The organism is Pseudoalteromonas sp. CNAT2-18.1 (genome assembly GCF_022347865.1).
In the GTDB taxonomy this organism is placed as follows: domain Bacteria; phylum Pseudomonadota; class Gammaproteobacteria; order Enterobacterales; family Alteromonadaceae; genus Pseudoalteromonas; species Pseudoalteromonas ruthenica.
In genome coordinates, this window is record NZ_JAKRFR010000003.1 from 305588 (window position 1) to 323961 (window position 18374).

Annotated in this window: 13 protein-coding genes; 8 read left to right on the forward strand and 5 right to left on the reverse strand. The window is 43.5% G+C overall.

Translation table 11 applies throughout. The features are described 5' to 3' along the window. Positions 1–2 precede the first annotated feature (2 nt). The 4 genes from pdsO to MHM94_RS08285 all read right to left on the reverse strand — a co-directional run bounded on the left by pdsO (position 3) and on the right by MHM94_RS08285 (position 5049). Positions 3–719, reverse strand: a complete 717-nt coding sequence (gene pdsO / locus MHM94_RS08270) for a sortase-associated OmpA-like protein PdsO (protein WP_022946505.1) — start codon at positions 717–719, stop codon at positions 3–5. Between the two features lie 175 nt (positions 720–894). Continuing rightward, positions 895–1752, reverse strand: coding sequence for a glutamate racemase (murI, locus tag MHM94_RS08275; RefSeq protein WP_235419309.1), 858 nt, complete (start codon positions 1750–1752; stop codon positions 895–897). Positions 1753–1849: 97 nt separating this feature from the next. Further along, positions 1850–2065: a hypothetical protein gene (locus tag MHM94_RS08280; RefSeq protein WP_235419308.1), complete on the reverse strand. Its 216-nt coding sequence runs from the start codon at positions 2063–2065 to the stop codon at positions 1850–1852. Positions 2066–2172: 107 nt separating this feature from the next. Further along, complete coding sequence (locus MHM94_RS08285; RefSeq protein WP_235419307.1) at positions 2173–5049, reverse strand: M14 family metallopeptidase; 2877 nt, start codon at positions 5047–5049, stop codon at positions 2173–2175. Positions 5050–5305: 256 nt separating this feature from the next. Here MHM94_RS08285 and MHM94_RS08290 point away from each other — a divergent pair, with 256 nt between their 5' ends. From MHM94_RS08290 to MHM94_RS08325, 8 genes are all read left to right on the forward strand, one after another. After that, entirely contained in the window at positions 5306–6859 is a 1554-nt protein-coding gene (locus MHM94_RS08290) for a BCCT family transporter (protein ID WP_328283189.1), read from the forward strand. A 182-nt stretch (positions 6860–7041) separates the two neighbouring features. Further along, positions 7042–7227, forward strand: a complete 186-nt coding sequence (locus MHM94_RS08295) for a helix-turn-helix domain-containing protein (RefSeq protein WP_235419306.1) — start codon at positions 7042–7044, stop codon at positions 7225–7227. Positions 7228–7240: 13 nt separating this feature from the next. After that, a complete protein-coding gene (locus MHM94_RS08300) occupies positions 7241–8158 on the forward strand; it encodes a restriction endonuclease (protein ID WP_235419305.1) in 918 nt (305 codons plus the stop codon). Between the two features lie 8 nt (positions 8159–8166). After that, positions 8167–10974 carry a type I restriction-modification enzyme R subunit C-terminal domain-containing protein gene (locus MHM94_RS08305; RefSeq protein ID WP_235419304.1) on the forward strand — a complete coding sequence of 936 codons (2808 nt, stop codon included), beginning with the start codon at positions 8167–8169 and terminating at the stop codon, positions 10972–10974. Further along, the gene (locus MHM94_RS08310) at positions 10971–12734 is read left to right on the forward strand and encodes a restriction endonuclease subunit S (RefSeq protein WP_235419303.1); all 1764 of its coding nucleotides are present in this window, start codon (positions 10971–10973) and stop codon (positions 12732–12734) included. Before MHM94_RS08305 ends, MHM94_RS08310 begins: the two co-directional genes overlap by 4 nt. Next, a complete protein-coding gene (locus tag MHM94_RS08315; protein ID WP_235419302.1) occupies positions 12734–14485 on the forward strand; it encodes an AAA family ATPase in 1752 nt (583 codons plus the stop codon). Before MHM94_RS08310 ends, MHM94_RS08315 begins: the two co-directional genes overlap by 1 nt. Continuing rightward, positions 14485–15360: a hypothetical protein gene (locus tag MHM94_RS08320; protein ID WP_235419301.1), complete on the forward strand. Its 876-nt coding sequence runs from the start codon at positions 14485–14487 to the stop codon at positions 15358–15360. The genes MHM94_RS08315 and MHM94_RS08320 overlap by 1 nt, the downstream gene beginning before the upstream one ends. Before the next feature lie 28 nt (positions 15361–15388). Beyond that, positions 15389–16933 carry an N-6 DNA methylase gene (locus MHM94_RS08325; RefSeq protein WP_235419300.1) on the forward strand — a complete coding sequence of 515 codons (1545 nt, stop codon included), beginning with the start codon at positions 15389–15391 and terminating at the stop codon, positions 16931–16933. Between the two features lie 161 nt (positions 16934–17094). Here MHM94_RS08325 and MHM94_RS08330 read toward each other — a convergent pair whose 3' ends face one another. Then, positions 17095–18279 carry an NAD(P)/FAD-dependent oxidoreductase gene (locus MHM94_RS08330; RefSeq protein WP_235419299.1) on the reverse strand — a complete coding sequence of 395 codons (1185 nt, stop codon included), beginning with the start codon at positions 18277–18279 and terminating at the stop codon, positions 17095–17097. Between the last annotated feature and the right edge of the window lie 95 nt (positions 18280–18374).

Sequence of the window (18374 nt, forward strand, 5' to 3'; positions counted from 1 at the left end):
ACTTAGTTTTTAGCCATTTGGCTTTGCGTCGCACCACGGGCCGTTAATGTTACGCGACGATCGAAGAAGTTAGTTTCATATTCATTGCCGTTATCGACCAGTTTCTGCTCACCATAGCCTTGAGCATAGAGTTGTTCGCCACTCACGCCTTGGTCAACAAGGTAAGCCTGCACTGCATCAGCACGACGCTGTGATAAACTCAGGTTTGCGCTTTCATCGCCCTGAACATCGGCATAGCCGTTCAAGTTCAGACTCAGTTCTGGCTTACGCTTAAGGATTAAAGCGAGCTGGTCGAGCTGCTCGGCGAAATGTGGCTCGATACGCGACGAACCCGAGCGAAATTGCACCGTCATTGCCAGTAAGTTATCAATGCGCGCTTGTTCTAAGCGGTTTTGTTCATTTTCTAATGCGTCGATTTGCGCCGTCAGTGAACGGTTACGGTCTAAGGTGCTACGCAGTTGTTGGTCTGTGTCTTTATATTGGCTGAGCATCACTTGTTGTGATTCAACGGTGTTCTCTGCAGCTTCTTTCTCGCCGATGATGCCGCCGATAAATGCGCCTGCGAAAGCGCCAATCGGGCCACCGACTACGGCACCAATGGTTGCGCCCGTGCCAAGTCCCCATGCAGTTTCTGAGGCCATTTCTTTTTTCTCTTTCGCCATCGCTGGTGCAGCCATTAGGGTCGAAATAAGTGCAGTTGCAAGTAGTTGTTTTTTCATCGTCTTCATCCTTCAATACTTAATTTGGTTGGTGTATTGCAAGCAACAAAGTGGTTGGTGACTGTGCTGTCTTGCTTAGGAGTTATTAAAACAAGACACAGTGGCAACAAAGGGGAGCAAAAAAGGAAAAATGAAGGGCAATTATGGCAATAAAATGGCAAGCCTGAGCGCCAGCTTAAAATGGCAGTGAAATCACCTCTATAGAGACGTTTTGCGGCCATAAACACCGCAGCTGATGATGAAAATAGTCGGGGCAAGCGGAAGTTGCGAAGCGTGTTTTCCCCACTTTAGAGGCCGGATTAATTGCTTGGCTGGGTAAGCACCGTTGCAGTTGCAGGGCCACCGCTTGCTCGGTGGTCAGCACATCAATGTGTGGGCCATATAGCTTTCGCAAAACAGGAGCAATAAAGGCATAGTGTGTGCAACCCATCACCAACACATCGGCGCCTTGGTCAATCAAGGGCTGCGCGTAGCCGTGCAGCAGTTGCTCCACCTTTTTGCCACTCAGTTGCAATTGCTCTATGGTGCCTGCCAGCTCAGGGCAAGGTTGGAAAATAATACGCCCCGAGGCCTCGCCTTGGCGTTGACACAATTGAATGAATCGTGGCGAAGCCACGGTATTGGGTGTTGCTAACACCCCAACCACCTTGGTTTTGCTCAATGATAATGCCGGTTTCACGCCGGGTTCAACACCCACAATAGGCAGCGTGAATTGTGCTCGCAAAGTATCAATGGCTGCCATCGTCGCAGTATTGCAAGCCAAAACAATCGCACTGGCCCCATGCTCGCATAAGTAAGAAGTAATACGCGAGCACCTTGATATCACTTGCTCGGGGCTTTTGTCGCCATAGGGCATAAAGCCACTGTCCGCAACATAGTGAATATCATACTGGGGCAGCAATTGTCGCACTTGTTGGGCAATGGCAAGACCACCCACGCCAGAGTCGAAAATACCGATAGAAGAGTGGAACAAAATAGCGCGCTCAGGGTTACTAAGGCGGCCAAGTGTAGAGCCTTTATGACACAAAGCCAAGCAACAAAAAACAGCTTAGCCAGGTATTTAAAGGTTACAGTTGCTTGTCTATAAAGTACTCTTCGACATCATCTTTAATATCGAGGTAACCGTCATTTTAGAGGTCGAGCACGGCTAAGGCCGACGCCTCAAAGTACTGCCAATCCTGAGACGGTGAAAACCGCCGCTGTAAATGCACGAAGTTTTCCGCCATTTTCAGCGTTGCCATAGTCATACGCAAAGTTTCATCTTGGCAGCTACTAAAAAAGTGGTGATCATGGTGGCGTAAAATAAGCTGGCAGGTGTCTTTTGGTAAGTTCCAGGCACTGGCCAAGTAATAGGAATATACAATAATGGTTACCCAGCACTCACCATCTGGTCCTAGTTGCAGGGCACAAAAAAGCCGAGCATGGTACTCGGCTTCGTTAAAAACATCCCAGTTTAAAGTTGAATTACCGCATCAGTGCCTAGCCCAGGGCCGTAGACAATGGCATTGAGCAGTAACCGTGCGGTGCCTTTAGTGGCACCACGGAAGTTAGGCATATTGGCAAACATGATCACTTGGCCATTGCCCTTTTTCTCGCGCGTAAGGTAAGCGGCATTACTCATTCGCTGCGCCGCTTCAGGCCACAACAAACCACTCATACGCACGTACAAGTCTTGCCCTTGCGGAATGGTCGCCCAGCCAATCATGCGCTGCTCGGCCTTACTATTTTCTTGCAGCACACCGTAGCGCACTACCGCATCAACACCTTGCTTGGCCATAAACAAAGGCACATCACCAGCTAATACCGGCAGCTGCTGCTCAACCCCATAGCTGAGCCAATGTTTTTGATCTGTGCGCCCAGCGACTATCGCCCCAGAAGGCATAAATGCAGCACTCCAATCATGCCAGCGCTCAAGCTGCTCCTTGTTCAAAGGCTTCACATCGTCGCTTTTATCCCAAGGGAAACGCAATTGTGCAGAAACCTTATGGGCATTAATCAAATCAGCATTGGCGATACGCTGCTGCTTGGCTTGCCACTCGCGCATCAGCGCCAGATCATACTCATCGGCCTTATCAAAGCTCTGCTTCAACAGCGCCACTTTTGAGAAGTCTTCTGCTGTGGCTAATTGCGCAGCCGAGTTACCATTAACGATTAAGGTGCCGCCCTGCGCAACCCACTTGTCCAACGCGCTAATATGGCTTTTCGATAACTCACCATACCAACGACTAGGGACAATGATGACATTGTAGCCACGAAGATCGCTGTAAGAGAGCATCTCTTGGCTTAAATGGCTATGACGAATACCAAGCTCGGTATCAAGCATATGCCACATCGAGCCAATATCGCCCGGAGCAATGCCATTTTGGCTAATAAAGGCTATTTTTGGTGCTTTCAATAACTTAAAGTTTTCGCCGCCAATATCGGGTAAGTCTCCTTTACCCAAACCTTGGTCTATGGCGATGGCAGACACGCCGACTTCCTTTGCCACCTTATCCAATAAGGCGCTCAATTCGCCGCCCTCTAGGGTGTTATCATAATTATTGACCACCACCGAGCCTCGGTTGAAGCGGGTGTCGTTAAACACACCCGGCTTAGCCAATACGCGCACTTTTACGCCCTGCTCAAGTAAGCGCGCGGCAAACGCCACAGAGGCATCGCTGGCGCCATCAACAACATAAGCAATGGCATTATCACGAGGTTGTACACCGGCTTCGCTGGGGCGCTGGTAGGTGGTGAGATCATCATCAAGGTGTTCAGGTACTTCCAATGCCGGCAGACCAAACATCATCGATACATTCCACGCGGTGGTGTCATACATAATTGAGCTGCCATCACGCAGGGTCTTTTGTCGCTCCTCCAATAGCACCGCATCACTTAACTCAGCGTCAAACTCCATGATGGTTGCCAGTAACGGCGCATCATACTGGCGATTGGGGATGACAATAGCGCCCTTAGGGATGGTCGCATCACGCACCTGCCCGAGGTGGTTTTTGGCCTTGCGTACCTTAAGCTCTTCAGTGGTTGCATAATAATCGATGCCCTGTAAATCAAGGATATCCAATAGCTTGTGCAGGCGCGCGGTATTATCGGTCGGGAGAATAACAAAACTGCGCTCACCATATTTTCCGTCGGGGTCAATATGCGCTAAGCGGTTACTGACAAAGTCACGGTACATAGCTTTACTGTGCTGTTGCAGGGTCTTAAGGTTAGCCAAAGAGCTAATATATTGATGATCAACAGACTCTTTGTAACTACGCACATTGCCATTTTTTAAGCGCACGCCATCTTCTGCGGTACGTGCTTGTTCATATAGAATATGTACCGTCCCTTTGTACTCGGCATAGTTGGAATAACCCGGGTAGAGGTTTTCAAACCACTCGCCGGTGTAATAAGGCCAGTTTTTATCATCAAAGGCGCTGGCGTGATCGCCGGCAAATACCTTGCTCCATTTACGCGTACTGGTGGGAATATTCACGTTCAGCGGTTCACGCGGCGGGCCCATTAAAAAGGTGTCTAAGGCACCCATTTCATGGCCATCGATCATCAGTTGCGGAAACCATTCATTGATGGCTTGTATACGACCCTTTGATTCTGGATTTACGGCAAAGTAAAAATCGCGATTGAGGTCGAAGTAATAATGGTTAGTCCGCCCAAATGGCCATGAACCGCTGTGCAGCAGTGATTGCGTGTCAAAGTTAGGCGCGGCACTGCGGCTTTCTTGCAGGCGTTTAGTAAATCGGGCGCGACCATCGGGGTTCATTAATGGGTCGACCAGTATCACCAAATCATCTAGGAGCGATTCTATCTCTGAGTCTTGTGAGGCAAGTAATTGGTAAATAAGCGCTAAAGATGCATCCGCACCGGAAGATTCATTGCCATGGATACTGTAGGCCATCCATGCCGTACCTGGAGTCGAATCAATGAGAGTATCTATTTGTGATGATGAGAGCGCGTCCGGTTCGCTGAGTTTACTAATATTCGCTTTAATTTCATCAATATTGGCCAGATTCTTTGCTGAGCTAATCATTAAATAATGCAACGGGCGCCCTTCATAACTGCGGGCGTACTCAACGATTTTTGCTTTATCACTTTGCTCGGCCCACTTATTTACCAGCTCAGTAATTTGCGCTGGCGTGGCGGTGCGCTGACCCACGTCAAAGCCAAGCACCTCATTGGCTGGGGTGATATTTGCCGCATATTGCCCTTGATGTAACGCGGGATAGTCGCCACCGGGCACCGACGTGGGCTGCATTAGCACTGTGGCATGGGCACTGGCCGCAAACACTGCACAGCCCCATGCAGCACTTGCTAATATCCTGTTTAGCTTCATAAATTTACCTTTTTATTATGGTTTTACGTCGCTTTCACTATAGCAGCTGCAATCTAAGCCGAGCGCTATTTGAGCTAAATAGCATTATGCTGCGATAACCATAACGCGAGATAGCGCAACAGCAATTGCAGCAAACATTGGCATGATGTTTCTGTGCCACGTTATAATAAGGGCTATACACCATTGGTTTTTGTTACCCACCTAAGCGTGACAAAGGGCAATGAACCTTTGCTAAACGCGTAATTGGGGAAGCACAATCAATTTAACCAGCACTAAACTCAACCGCCTCGGTGTCGACGCACCTCTATTTTTACTCAGCGCCGGATTCATCATCTGCTTTTGCCTTTTTGCCCTGTTCGACCTCAAGACCCTATCGCAGTGGGTTGATGCCAGCTTTGCTTGGTCGGCTAAGTATTTTGGCTTGTACTGGCAGTTGTTGTTATTAGCCACCTTTATCATTGCCATCGCCACTGCCATGTTGCCCGCAGCCAAACAGCGTATTGGCAACTTAGCCGCCCCGGAATTTTCGTTATTCCAATGGGGAGCCATGATTATGTGCACTCTGCTCGCGGGCGGGGGCGTATTTTGGGCCGCCGGAGAGCCTATGGCTCACTTTTTATCCGTGCCGCCCCAATTTAACCACGTCGCGGCGGCAACCCCAGAGGCGGTGCCCTACGCTTTGGCCCAGTCATACTTGCATTGGGGCTTTCTGGCTTGGGCCATACTCGGTAGTTTAACCACCATTATGCTGATGCATTATCACTATGATAAAGGCTTGCCTTTAGCACCACGCACTTTGCTCTACCCGGTATTTAAAGAAAAAGCCCTGAGTGGGCCCATTGCCGTTATCGCCGATGCCGTGTGTATTGTGGCTGTGGTGGCCGGTACCGTGGGGCCAATCGGCTTTTTAGGCTTACAGGTAAGCTATGGCTTGAATGCGTTATTTGCCATTCCCGATACCACGCTCACCCAAGTAAGCGTGATAGGCGTGCTAACTTTTATTTTCGTGATGTCGGCCGTCTCTGGGGTTACCAAAGGCATTCAGATACTCAGTCGTTTGAACATGTTACTTGCGCTGGTGTTACTGGCATTTATATTGGTTGCGGGAGCCACCTCATTTATTTTCACGAGCTTTTTTAGCGGCCTTATCACCCATTTAAGCCACTTTTTTGATATGGCCTTATACCGGGGCGAGGCAGGATTATTTAATGATGCCGGCTGGCTTGGTTGGTGGACAGTGTTCTTTTGGGGCTGGTTTTTAGGATACGGCCCGATGATGGCCATTTTTATCGCGCGCATTAGTCGTGGCCGCTCTATTCGCGCCATTATTATTATGCTGTGTATCGTGGCTCCGCTTATTACCATGTTCTGGTTTACCATCGTCGGTGGCACCGGGTTAAGCCTCGAACTAGAACAAGCCGATACTATTTCCAAAGCGTTTGCTGGTTTTAACCTTCCTGCAGCATTAATTGCCATCACTCAGGCCTTGCCACTAGGCGGGTTAGTGTCTTTCCTGTTTTTAATTCTAACCCTGACATTTGTCGCCACTACGGGGGATTCGATGACCTATGTATTGTCGGTTTCGACCTCACGTTCAGAGCACCCCGCCGTGCCCATTCGGGTATTTTGGGGGATAGCCATGGGCTTGATGGGCAGTATTTTAATCATCATAGGCTCTGGCGGTATCGACAAACTGCAAGCGTTTATAGTGGTCACCGCCGTGCCGGTCTCTATTATCTTACTGCCCTCGCTGTGGGATGCACCGCGCATTGTATTTGCTCGGGCAAAAAATCCGCCAAACCATACGTGAGGGTGAGTTCAAGGTTGGGGTGCAAAAGCGAGGATCTTGTTGAGTGCTATGCAGGACCTGAGAACCATACTTTTCTTTAATAAACCTTATAGCGGCACTCGAAACTAGTAAGACAAAGTGTATTTCTTGTTACTTCCGCGATTTTCTCATATTGTAATTAAGTTCATTATTGAGATAGTCCAATGACAGACGAAATACTTACTATTAAAGAGGTCGCCACCTACCTTAAGCTAAATGAAAAGACGGCATATCGTCTTGTAATTGAAGGTAAATTGCCTGGTTTTAAGGTAGGTGGAAGTTGGCGCTTTAAGCGCGTAGATTTGGAAAAGTGGATTGAAGAACAAAAGAGTCCTCAACCAAAAGAATAAATAAGGACGTTATATGATCCCTAGTTATCAAGAATTCATGCGCCCCTTTCTTGAAATTGCTCATCAAGCTGATGGTAAAGAAGTTAGGTTACGCGATGTGATAAATCAGTTAGCTGATAAGTTCAGTCTAACTGAAGCCGAACGTGAAGAGACACTGCCAAGCGGCAGACAATCTATTCTTGATAACCGTGTTGGTTGGGCTAGGACTTACCTAACCAAAGCAGGCTTGCTTGAAACCACACGACGAGCACATTTTGTGATCACCGCTCGTGGTATATCAGCTTTGCAAGATCCTAGTGTTAAAATTGATAATGACTATCTAAAGCAATTTGATGAATTTGTCGCATTTAAGCAAAAGACAAATGAATCAGATGCGCCTAGCGTTGATGTAGAGTCAGCCACAGACATTACCCCTGATGAAGCACTTAGAGCCGCCTACAAAAAGATTAACGATGCATTAGCGCAAGATATTCTCGATAGGACCCGTAAAGTCACCCCAGCGTTTTTTGAAGACCTGTTGATTGAGCTTCTCGTCGCAATGGGATATGGCGGTACAGATGAAGGTGCAGCCCATGCACTTGGTAAAACCGGCGACAATGGCGTAGATGGCGTAATCGACCAAGACCCTCTTGGCGTTGATCAAATTTATATTCAAGCCAAACGTTATGCCGAAGGTAATAATGTGAGTTCTGGCGATATTAGAGATTTTTTTGGAGCGCTAAATCTTAAACGTGCGCAAAAAGGTATTTTTATCACAACATCAGATTTCACATCATCAGCACAAGAAACAGCAAACAATCTAGGCACTCGAATCGTCTTAATTAATGGTAAAGAGCTAGCCAAACTCATGCTGCGCTATAACATCGGCAGTCGAGATGAAGATGTATTGCATATTAAAAAGATAGATGAAGATTTCTTTGACGAAGTTTAGGAAAGGTTATGGATATTGAAGGATTAAAGCCTGAAACCCAAGCTCGATTAAGCATTGACGAACAATTAAAGGTCGCTGGCTGGAAAGTACAAACATGGCCTAAGGTTAACCTTGGCGAAGGTTTGGGGGTTGTGGTTAGAGAATACCCAACCGATACTGGTCCCGCTGACTATTTACTGTTTGTAAATCGTAAAGCAGTAGGTGTTATTGAAGCCAAAAAAGACGAAACCATTCTCTCCCAAATAGAAGACCAAACACTTCGATATGCCACGAGCAAAATAAAATTCCGACAAGATGAAGAGCCTCTTTCTTTCTTATTCGAAGCTACAAGCCAAGTTATTCATTTTACAGATTTAAGAGATCCTGCTCCCAGAGCAAGAGAGATTTTCCATTTCTTCAAACCAGAAACACTTCAAGACTGGCAAAAGCAAACTAGCTCTTTGCGTTCTCGATTAAAAAATGAAATGCCAGAATTGCCGAAAGCGAAACTACGCGACTGCCAAATAAACGCGATCACAGGATTAGAAACATCCCTTGCCGATAACAGACCTCGCTCATTAATTCATATGGCAACAGGTGCTGGTAAAACGTTTACCGCAATTAACTCAGTATACCGATTACTAAATAATGGTGGTGCTAAACGAATCTTGTTTTTGGTTGATACCAGAAACCTTGGTAAGCAGGCAAAACAAGAGTTTCATGCTTTTAAACCACATGGTAAAGAAACATTTTTTCATGAAAATCACATAGTACAGCGACTAAATAGCAGCACCATAGATGATGCCGCTGAAGTTTGTATTTGTACTATACAAAGGATGTACTCAATTCTAAGTGGTAAACCGATAGACGAAAGCGCAGAAGATTTATCACTACATGAACAAAAGCAAAATCAACAACAAGCAAAACTGGTGAAGTATAACCCAGCAGTTCCAATTGAAACCTTTGACTTTATTATTGTTGATGAATGTCACCGCTCTATTTATAACCTTTGGAAACAAGTGCTCGATTATTTTGATGCATTCATTATTGGTCTTACTGCCACACCTGATAAACGCACATTAGGCTTTTTCAACGAAAACATCGTTGCGGAATATAGTTATGAAGACTCTGTGCTTGATGGAGTAAATGTTGGTTACGATGTTTATGAGATTGAAACCGAAATCGGTAACAAAGGTGCTGAACTGAAAGCCAAAGAATGGCTAGATCATCGAGATAAGTTAACTCGCAAAAAACGCTGGGCACAAGCAGAAGAAGATAACACTTACACCAGCAAAGAGCTTGATCGCTCTGTGGTTAATACCAGCCAAATCCGCCAAGTTATTAGAGCAATGAAAAAGGCAGTCGAAACTGAAATATTTCCTAACCGCAAAGAAGTGCCAAAAACACTTATATTCGCCAAAACCGACAGCCACGCTGATGACATTATTCAAATTGTTCGTGAAGAGTACGGGCAAGGAAATGAGTTTTGTAAAAAGGTTACATATAGCGCAAAAGACCCTGATGGCATATTGAATGATTTTCGTAATGATTTTAACCCACGCATCACCGTGACTGTTGACATGATCGCCACAGGAACAGACGTAAAACCATTAGAGGTTCTACTGTTTATGCGTGATGTTCGCAGCAAAGGCTATTACGAACAAATGAAAGGTCGTGGCGTAAGAAGCTTAGGTTTTGAAGATCTGCGCAATGTCAGCAAAAGTGCAACGAGTGCCAAAGATAGGTTTGTACTAATCGATGCAGTAGGTGTTGAAAAGTCTCAAAAAACAGAGAGCCGTCCGTTAGAACGTAATTCTAACCTTTCAATGAAAGACTTACTTCAAGGCGTTGCTATGGGACATCGTGATGATGACACAATACAAAGTTTGGCAAACCGCTTAACCCGTTTAGGAAAACAAATTGATACTCGCGGTCACAAGAAAATAGAGAAACTCACAGGTAAACCAGTTGCTCAATTAGCAAGAGAACTATTAACCGCGCTAGACCCTGACGCAATCAATCAAAAAGCATTAGAAAATGCCAAGGCACAAGGTATTACACGAAGTGAAGAAACACTTATCGATAGTGAGCGCGAAACAGCAAAACAACAATTGATTGATAAAGCATGTGAAAGTTTTGATAACCCTGCTGCCAGAGATGTGATTGAGTCTGCCAGAAGAGAACGCGAACAAGTTATCGACCATATCAATTTGGATACGCTGACTTACTCTGGCTACAGTGCTCAAGCAGAAGAAAAAGCCGAAAAGGTAATACAAAGCTTTAAAGAATTTATTGAGCAGCATAAAGATGATATTCAAGCGCTCAGCTTTTTCTACCAGCAACCTTATCAGCGCAGACCATTAACTTTTTCCATGTTAGAAGAATTGCACCAAGCGTTAAATAACCCTCCGTTGTTATTAACAACGGAAAAACTATGGACTGCTTATGAGCGCATAAATTCAGCAAATAGCAATAGTAAAGGTAAAAAGGTCAACACCCAAAGGCAGCTAACCGATATAATATCACTAGTAAAATATGCTATCGGTTTAGAGGCAGAGCTTAAGCCTTTTGCTGAGCAAGTAGACGCTAAATTTAAAAAATGGATCTTCCGCCATAATGCCCAAAGAAAAACAGCATTTACCGAAGAACAAACTACGTGGCTGCGGTTGATCAAAGACCATATTGCAGCTAGCTGTTCTATTGAACGCGATGATTTTGACTATAGCCCATTTTCAGATCGTGGTGGTTTACAAAAAGCATGGGGCTTGTTTAACAGCGAAGCTCAAAACAAATTAGATAGCCTATTGGCTGAGATGAATCAGGAATTAATTGCGTGAGTAGAAAAAATGGCTTGCCTGTAGGGTGGGAGTGGTCCACTTTAGATGATATTGCAATTTGGGGGAGCGGTGGCACTCCCAAACGCAGTGTAAACCAATATTATGACGGTGGTTCTATTCCGTGGGTAACAATAGCTGACTTGAATAATGGTGTTGTGGAAGATACTTTGACGCACATTACTGAGCTAGGCTTAAATGAAAGCTCGGCAAAGATTGTTCCTAAAGATTCTATATTGTTAGCCTTGTATGGTTCTATTGGTAAGCTTGGGATTGCGGGTAGAGATCTCGCAACCAATCAAGCAATAGCGACAGCAATTCCAAAAAATGATTGGTTTGAAACTAAGTATCTATATTATTTCCTAGAAAGCCAAAAGCAAAATTTAAACCAGTTAGGATCAGGCGTTACTCAAAAAAATATCTATCTAAAAGATTTAAAGAGCGTCCAAATTCCAGTTGCCCCAAGAAAAGAACAAAAAAGGATTGCCGAAAAGCTTGATGAGCTGTTCTCAGAACTTGAAGCAGGTGTTAAAGAGTTAAATACTGCTCAAATTAAACTTAAGCACTATCGTCAGTCCCTACTTAAAAGTGCGGTTGAAGGCGCACTTACCCAAAAATGGCGAGATGATAATAAATATCAAATTGAAGAAACAGGCAAAGAACTTTTAAATCGCATTCTTATTGCGCGTAAGCAACGCTGGGAACAGGCGAAACTCGCAGAGTTTAAAGAGAAAGGCAAAACACCACCTAAAAACTGGCAAGAAAAATATCCAGAACCAGTCCAGCCTGATACAACTGATTTACCTGAACTTCCAGAAGGATGGGTTTGGGCAAGCTTAGATCAATGTATCGAGCAAGCAAAAGACATTACTGACGGACCATTTGGTTCTAATTTAAAGACAGAGCATTACATTGAATCTGGGCCTAGAGTTATTCGACTTCAAAATATAGGTGATGGAGAGTTTTTGAATGACAAAGCTCACATATCAAAAGAACGTTATAATAATCTTATTAAACATGCAGTCGAGCCGAATGATATTCTGATTGCAATGATGGGGGAGGATTTACCTAGAGCATGTTTGCCCCCAAATGATATTTCACCAGCAATCGTTAAAGCTGACTGTGCGCGAGTAAGGCTAAATAATGAGATTGTAAACTCACATTTAGTCATGCATTTTCTGAACTCAATTCCAGTTCGATCAAGAACTAAATCAGCAGTAAAAGGTGTTGGAAGACCGAGAATCAATCTTGGCTACATTAGAAGTATTGCAATTCCTATTCCTCCACAGTTAGAACAAACGGCTCTTTTAACGGAAATAAATAATCAATTGGATTCTGTAAATCGACAATTTGTTGCATCTGAAATAAGTTTAAAACAGTCTGAAGTACAACGTAAAAACATTCTAAAAAGCGCATTTGCTGGAGAACTTGTTTCTCAGGATGAAAATGATGAGCCAGCCTTTTCACTTTTAGAAGCAATAAAAAAAGAAAGAGAAGAACAAGCAAAGCAAGCTAAACCTAGCAAGAAACGCCAAACAAAAAAAAAAGTTGATGTGATGAATACGTTATTAGAAGTGTTAACAGCAGAAGACAGATGGATTGATGCTCAAGAGGCATTTAAAAAATGTGGCATTGTAGACGGTTCATCAATAGACCGCGTTGAAGAAATTTATGCTGAGTTACGAAAGCTTGAAAAGTCTGGTCAAATTGAAATTGAGCGCAATGGTAGTTATGACCAGATAAGGTTTATTAAGGAAGATTAATGCGATTAGCCTCATTTACCATTGGCTCGGAGCGAGATGGTATTCGACAACAGTTTAAAAACCTTAAAAACGTTACCATCGACTTTGAAGAAGAAGAATGGATCACGCTAGTCATTGGTTGGAATGGCACAGGTAAATCTAATGTGCTTGAAGCATTAGCCGTTTTATTTCGCGATCTTATTATGGGTAAAAATGAGAGAGGAGAAAAAGATAAACCAACGTTTTCTTACATCCTTCGCTACTTTTGCCATGAAAAAGAGATCGAGATAGATGCTGATCCTGAGCGCGAAAAAGAAGCCTATAAAATCAGTTACAGAGACTTAGGAGAAGTTAAATCAGAGGAGTCTGCTCAAGCAGATTTATTGAGTGTGCTAACGGGAAAGAAAGAGTTAGCTGAAATTACATTTAATAAATTTAAAAAGCGACAAGATGATTTTTTACCTAATTACGTGTTTGGTTATTATTCAGGCCATAGTGATCGTATGCAATCTGTTTTTAGGCCATACCTCCAGCAATATGATAAAAAACTTCGCAATGCAAAATCCGAAGATCCGGGGTTAAGGCGTTTATTTTATGCGTTACCTGTACATAGCCAATTTGTATTACTTGCCTTTGTATTAAGACAAGATGATTTAGTTAGGCACTTTCTAGACACACAATTAGGTTTAGAAACTGATGAAAATGCGGAAAGCATTGATTCTGTCTTATTAGAGTTGAATGAACCTTCTTGGAACCTAAATAAAAGTAAAACTCCTAAAGGCGAACACAATGCCTGCCAAGCAAAACCTGATATTTTTTGGGGTGCAGAGGGTGTAGTTCGTAAATTTTTAGATCGTGTACACAAGGTATCTTCTGCACCAATCAAACTAAAAAGAAAAGACGAATCGACTCTTTGGAATAGTAAAACACGCGAATATCTGTATATGTTTATCAAGGATTTAAAAAAACTTGATGAACTAGTAGGTTCTCAAGAACCTAGAAAGTTTTTTCGCGACCTAGAAAGTACTTACGTCTCTGAGCTAATCAGCGAAGTTCGCATTAGAGTAAAACTTAAAAAGAATGATGGTAGTGTTACCTTCAGAGAGTTAAGTGAAGGTGAGCAACAATTGCTAACTGTATTGGGCTTGTTAAGATTCACAGCAGAGGAAGAAAGCCTATTTTTACTTGATGAACCAGATACTCACTTAAACCCTAAGTGGAGTGTTAACTACATTGATTACTTAAATAAATTTGTTACCTCTGGCTCTAAAGGTGAAAACAATAGCCATATAGTTCTCACTACACATAACCCAATTGCTATTGCAGAATTAACTCGTGATCAAGTTCAAATCCTTAGCCGTGACAACGAAACCAGAATTATAGAATCGCATAAGCCTCATTACGACCCTCAAGGAATGGGATATGCGGGAATAATCACAAGTGATATGTTCGGATTAGGCTCTTCTCTTGACAAGAGAACTCAGCGAAGGCTTGAAAAATATAGAGCACTTGCGAGTATAGAAGACAAAAGTAAGTTTGAAGAATTGCGTTTACAGGTCATTTCGGAGTGGTTGGAAAATGATAGGTTTACGATGACACAAAGAGATGATGATTACGAAAGGTATATAAAAATCCGAAATGCGTTGTTGAAAGAAAGGTCTGGTTCCGAAAGCATTAAAGAACTTGTAGATTATGCACTAAGTTTATCGCAACAAGAGCGTGACCAAGTTGCGGCTGAGGCTATTAAAACATTGCTTGATGAGGACGAGTAATGAGGTTCGTTGACAATACTTTTATTGACTTACCTGATGGGTGGGAAGATCGTGCAGAAGCTGCAACGCAAGACCTGATAAATGGCAATATTGTAGCAGATGATAGAAGTACTATATGGAAGGAGCTTAAAGAAAGCTTAGAATTACTTTCAAATGGTCGATGCTGGTATTGCGAAACCAATATACCGAGAACAGATAACGCGGTTGATCACTATAGACCTAAAGGAACAGTTAAAGGTGTTTCTATAGATGAGGGCGGTAAGAATATCACTAGATATGATATCGCTCCCGAGCATTCTGGTTACAAATGGGCAGCTTTTAAAGAAGAAAACTTTAGATTCTCTTGCCAACATTGCAACGAATTTAGAAAAGATTTGCAAGGAACTGCGGGGGGAAAATGGAACTATTTTCCGCTAATTGAGGAAGCTGAAAGAGCTTATGACGAACTTGATGAAGACAACGAAAACCCCAGTTTATTAGATCCCTGTAAAAGACTTGACTGGAGAATGCTGTCATATGACAAAAGTGGGGCACCATTTTCTCGTCATGCAGAAGGTTCAGAGGAAGATCTAAAAGTTAAATATTCAATTCGACTTTATCACTTAGATCAAAAACGTCTAAACGAAGGGCGCCTCGCTCAATGGAATTTATTTAAGCCATTAATCACGGACGCTAAAAAGTGGTATTTGAAAAAATTAAGACGAGATCAAGGAGCTGAAGCTTGTTTTCAAAAAGAGCTACGAAAAATAGGGAAATGGTTTAATCCTAAAAGCAAAAACACTTACTTGGGTTATCTTGTTTACCAATTAGAGCAAGACAAAGAAAAAGACACTCTACACCCTTGGATTGGCGAATTAATAAAAACAGTTGGCTAATTAGCCAACTATAAAATGAGATTGATAAATGAATGCTCCTGCATTAGTACAAAAAGTTTGGAATTACTGTCATACATTACGTGATGATGGTGTAGGTTATGGAGACTACTTAGAACAGTTAACCTATCTATTATTTTTAAAAATGGCGCATGAGTATGCGCAGCCACCTTACGTCAGAGATACTAAAGTACCGACTGAATATAATTGGGAATCTCTACGTGGGTTAACTGGTGAAAAACTAGAAGACCATTACCGACGAGTTTTGAAAAATTTGGCAGGCGCTCCCGGTATGTTAGGCGCTATTTTCTATAAAGCTGAAAATAAGATCCCTGACCCAGCAAAGCTGTCTCGTATTGTTACAATGATTGATAACGAAAATTGGATAAGCTTAGATGCAGATGCCAAAGGTGACTTATATGAAGGGCTATTGCAAAAGAATGCGGAAGATACGAAAAGCGGTGCAGGTCAATACTTCACGCCCAGACCATTAATTGATGCCATATTAGCCTGTGTTCAGCCTGAACCAGAGAAAACCATTGCAGATCCAGCTTGCGGAACGGGTGGATTCTTTTTGAGTGCTAGTGATTGGATTGCTTATGGCGATCCGCAGTGGATTCAAAAAGGCATGAGCCATTGGAATCCATCAAAGCATGATGAAACCATTGTTCCAAAGTCGAAGTTAAATAAGGCACAAGCACAATCGTTAAGAGACAAGACATTTAGAGGTAATGAAATCGTCCCTTCAACAAGACGTATGTGCTTAATGAACTTGTTTTTACATAATATTGGTAGCATTGATGGGCAACCTGAAGTTGAAAGAGCTGACGCATTATTAACACCAATAACTGGCGAAAATAAGGTTGATTATGTTCTGGCGAATCCACCTTTCGGAAAAAAGAGCAGTGTAACCATCACCAATGCTGAAGGCGGTGAAGATAAAGATGCGCTAACCTATGAGCGCCAAGATTTTTGGGCAACCACAACCAACAAACAGTTAAACTTTTTACAGCACATTGTTTCAAGCTTAAAAGACACTGGTAAAGCTGCTGTTGTATTACCTGACAATGTATTGTTTGAAGGTGGTGCAGGTGAGCGTATACGGAGAAAGTGGTTAAATAACTGTGATGTACATACCATTTTGAGACTACCAACAGGTATTTTTTACGCTAATGGTGTGAAAGCGAATGTTGTGTTTTTTGATAATGCTGCCCGTGATGAAAAAATTCATACCAAAGGTATTTGGTTTTACGACTTAAGAACCAATACACATTTCACACTAAAACAACGACCAATGACACTGAATGACTTAAAAGACTTCATCAAGTGTTACAACCCTGAAAACCGTCATGAACGTGAAGAGACTGAGAGGTTCAAACACTACAGTTATGATGAGCTAATCAATCGAGACAAAGCGAGCTTGGATATATTCTGGCTAAAAGATGACAGCTTAGATAATTTAGATAACCTGCCACCGCCTGATGTTTTACAGCAAGAAATCATCGACCACCTAGAAGCTGCGTTAGCTGCATTTAAAGATGTAACAGTGGGATTGCCAACAAGCTCAGCACAATAAAACGATGATAATCTTTAAGGCTTAACTTTCAATAAGTTAAGCCTTTTTTGGTATAAAGCCGTAATGAGATTGTCTTCGGTGCAATTTCAATTGTCTTCGGTGCAATTTCAATTGTCTTCGGTGCAATTTCAATTGTCTTCGTTTTAATAAACTCAAATCAATCAACACGCCTGGCCGCAGGCCCAGCCGCAGCTCCACGCATATTGGAAATTATAGCCGCCGAGCCAACCGGTGACGTCGGTGACTTCGCCGATAAAGAAAAGTCCTGGGCTTTGCTTTGCTTCGAAGGTTTTCGAGCTAAGCTCATCGGTGTCCACTCCGCCTAAGGTCACTTCGGCGGTGCGATAACCTTCGGTGCCGTTGGGCTTAATCTGCCAGCGGTGAAGGTAGTTGCCTAACTCGTTTATCTGGCTGTGGCTTAACTGGTTTACATTACAATCAGCAATGGCATTCGTCTCGTGTAACATCTCCACAAATCGCTTCGGTAAGATGGTGGCCAAGGCATTTTTTAGCGACTTCTGCGGGTTATCTTGACGCTGCTGATCTAACCATTGCTCAACACTCAGATCGGGTAAAAGGTTAATAGTCACCGCTTGGCCGGCACGCCAAAACGAGCTTATTTGTAAAATAGCGGGGCCCGACAAGCCGCGATGAGTAAAGAGTATATTTTCTCGAAACTGCGTGTTGCACTCACTGCTCACTTCACACTCTACACTAATCCCGGAGAGTCCATCAAAGCGGTCTTTATCGTGCTGGTGCAACGTAAAAGGCACTAAGGCCGCCATAGTCGGTAACACCTTTAAGCCGAATTGTTCAGCAATTTTATAGCCTATTGGCGTCGCGCCTAGTTTCGGCATGGTTAGGCCGCCAGATGCTACGACCAGAGATTCACATGCATAGGTTTGCGTACTGGTGGTGACCACATAGCCCTGCTGCGCTTTTTCAACACTGATGACTTCACTGCGCAGCTGCACATGAACGCCCGCCCACTGACATTCGGTCATAAGGATATCGACAATATCTTGCGCACTGTTATCGCAAAATAACTGCCCCAAGGTTTTATGGTGATATGCCAGGCCATGGCGCTCGACTAGGTCGATAAAATCATGCTGAGTGTAGCGACTGAGACAGGATTTAACGAAGTGGGGATTATTGCATAAATAGTTATGAGGACTGGCATGCTCGTTGGTAAAGTTGCAACGCCCGCCGCCGCTGATAAGAATCTTACGTCCGGGCTTTTTGCCCATGTCGACGACCACCACATTGCGCCCACGATACCCTGCTTGTGCAGCGCACATAAGCCCCGCAGCGCCAGCGCCTATAACCAGTACATCGACTTGTTGCATCACTTAAACCCACATCAACATAAAGCTGCATTATAACAGCTGAATACAGCTCAGCGACAGCAACTTTACCCACTTATACGGCTTGATATAACTTT